Source organism: Phytoactinopolyspora endophytica (assembly GCF_004138495.1).
In the GTDB taxonomy this organism is placed as follows: Bacteria; Actinomycetota; Actinomycetes; order Jiangellales; family Jiangellaceae; genus Phytoactinopolyspora; species Phytoactinopolyspora endophytica.
In genome coordinates this window covers 118275-120983 of sequence record NZ_ML142866.1, presented here as the reverse complement: position 1 = coordinate 120983, position 2709 = coordinate 118275, and the positions used below count along the sequence as shown (strand labels likewise).

The window sequence follows — 2709 nt, the reverse complement described above, 5'->3', positions numbered from 1 at the left end:
AGCTCGTGATCATCGACCAGCATGACCGTCACTGGCACGGATTAACCCCTCTTCGTTATCAGTTCCAAGGGATACGCCAACGACCGTACCCCCTTCGGGCGCGTCTTCGATCACCAACGTAGCTCCGATACGCCGGGCTCGCTCGGACATGATGTCCAGCCCGTAGCGGTCGCTCGGGCGTTCTCTCATCCCCGTGCCGTCGTCGGCGACCCGGATGTGAGCTGATGGTGGATTTACACTCACGGTGACCCACAGATTACGGGCTTTTGCGTGCTTACGCACGTTGGTGATCGCTTCTTGCCCGATTCGTAGTAGTTCAGCCTCGACTTCCGGTCTGAGTCGCTCTTGACCTTCCTGGTTGACCAGGTGGACATTGAGTCTTGCCTGTGCGCCCATCTGCCGGGCGTATCCGGACAATGTCTCGCCCAGGCCGGCTTCGCGGTCGAGGTCACTGCGGAGGTCGAAGACGGAGTGCCGAAGCTCGGTCACGATGCGGGTCAGCTCGCGGCGGAGAGTGGTCGCCAGCGAAGCGGCGTCCGCGTTGGTCGTACGTGCCAGTAAGTCGTCGACGAGGTAACCGAGGGAGGCCAGCTCCTGAGCAATGCCGTCGTGGATCTCGCGGGCCAGCCGCTGCCTCTCCTCGCGGGTGGCCAGTTCCCGGACCTCGTCGAACAGAAGGGCGGTCTCCAAGCGCACAGCGCCTTCGTCGGTGGACCGGGCCAGCTCGTTCAGTTCCTCCGAGGACACCTGCTCCGGAATGTCGGCGACGACCGCACCGATCGTCCTGGATCCGACGCGTAGCGGCAGCACCACCCGGTACCCGCGCCGGCCGGCTGGTGCCCACGCCGGCACCTCGTTCGTCCATGCGTCGAGCACGACCGGGTCGTGCTCAGCGCCGACCAGCCATCCGTCGTCGTCTCCGCGTCGAGCGAGCGGGAACAGGACGCCGCCTTCGCGACGTACCAGCAGCGCAGAGCGGCGGACCTCGATGTTGGAGGCGACGTGGTCCAGGATGCCCTCAGCCAAGGTCATCGGATCGAGCCCGCCGGACAACCGTCGGGAGACGACGCGGAGCTCGGACAGCAGCCGGTACGCGGCGGCATACCGTTCCCCGTCGGCTACGTGGACGTTCTCCTGGCGTAGCAGCCACGCGCCGATCGCGCCGGTGACGAAGACGATCACCAGCCAGGCGGCGAGGCTCCCAGCAGATGTCCCGTTGAGTAGCGCGTTCCGTGCCAGGATGTCGCCCGCAGCCATGCCGAATCCGGCGATGAGCGTGGCGAGGATGGCGCCGGCCGCACCCCCGGCGAGCCCTCCAGCGAACGCCGGTAGCAGCAGGTAGGGCAACGCCAGGTAGGCGTCGGGGAAACCTAGCCCGATCACGATCGAGGCGAGGCCCATCTCGGCCGCCGCCCGGATCCGTGACGGTGGCAGCACGCGCTCGCCGATCGCCGCCGCCAGAGCGACCAGCGCCAACGCGCCCAGCCACCACCAGTCGTCGACGAAGTTGCTGGCTGAACCGGTCAGTGCCACTACGAGCGCGAGCATGCCGGGGCGGGCCACAGCGAGCGCACGCCAATGGCGTTGCGCTGCCGCGGGATCAGACGTCAGAACGCTCACAACGGATAAGTTTGCCCCATGAGATCAAAAATGGCGTGTTGAAGCAGATCTTGAACGCATTGTCCATGGTCATGCGCTGAGACGCAATAGAACGCGAGGCTGGGCATGACCGACATGGTGGAGCGAGCGAATATGACCGAGGAGCACGGCTATGACCGAGGAACACGGCCGGGCGATCGATGTGATGGACGAGACCTTCGTCGTGGCCGACGCCGGCACCGTGGCACGACGGGTCGCCGAGCCGGCCTTGTGGCAGGAATGGTGGCCACGGCTGTTGCTCACGGTGACGAAGGACCGTGGCCGGGAAGGCCTGCAGTGGAACGTCCAGGGCGAGCTCACCGGCACGGCCGAGATCTGGCTCGAGGAGTGGCGTGACGGCGTGGTCGTGCACTGGTTCCTCCGAGCCGATCCGGCCGACGTCCGCCGCCGGGCGCTGCGGCGGCCAGACGTCGCTCGGCTCCACCGGCATTACGTGACATCGTTCAAGCGACACATCAATGCGCTGAAGGACAGCCTTGAGGCGGAGCGGCCTGTAGGCGTGCCCCGCATCCATCCACGTGCCCGGCAGAGTCAGGTTCCAGCGCACACGCCGTCGGCCCGGCGCCCACCCCTGGTGGAGACAGCGGAAGCAACCACTAAGGTTGAGCGCATGGCTGCACAGACCACGTCGAGCATCACCGTCAGTGCGCCCGCGTCGGCGATCATGGCCGTCATCGCTGACCTCGAGGCCTACCCGGAATGGACCACCTCGGTCCGCCGGGTGGACGTGCTGGCCGCGTATGAGGAGGATGATCGCCCGCAGGAGGCGAAGTTCGTCCTCGACGCCGGGCCGGTCAAGGACACCTACACGCTCGCCTACGAGTGGGACGGTGACACCGAGGTCCGATGGAGGCTGGTGGAAGGGTCGCTGATCAAGGCTCTTGAAGGTTCGTACCGGCTAGAGGAGTCCACGGACGGGACCACCGAGGTGACCTACCAGCTCACAGTGGATGTGGCGATTCCCATGCTCGGCTTGATGAAGCGTAAGGCGGAGAAGGTCATCATCGATACGGCACTCAAGGAACTCAAGAAGCGGGTGGAGAGCGGGTC

The 2709-nt window shown here is 65.9% G+C and carries 2 protein-coding genes; one reads left to right on the top strand and one right to left on the bottom strand.

What is annotated here, in order from left to right; all coding sequences use genetic code 11:
• Positions 1 to 9 precede the first annotated feature (9 nt).
• The gene (locus ELR45_RS27465) at positions 10 to 1620 is read right to left on the bottom strand and encodes a sensor histidine kinase (protein ID WP_165368144.1); all 1611 of its coding nucleotides are present in this window, start codon (positions 1618 to 1620) and stop codon (positions 10 to 12) included.
• Positions 1621 to 2269: 649 nt separating this feature from the next.
• Here ELR45_RS27465 and ELR45_RS42995 point away from each other — a divergent pair.
• Positions 2270 to 2709: SRPBCC family protein (locus ELR45_RS42995; protein ID WP_165368152.1), on the top strand; the 440-nt coding region annotated here is incomplete at its 3' end.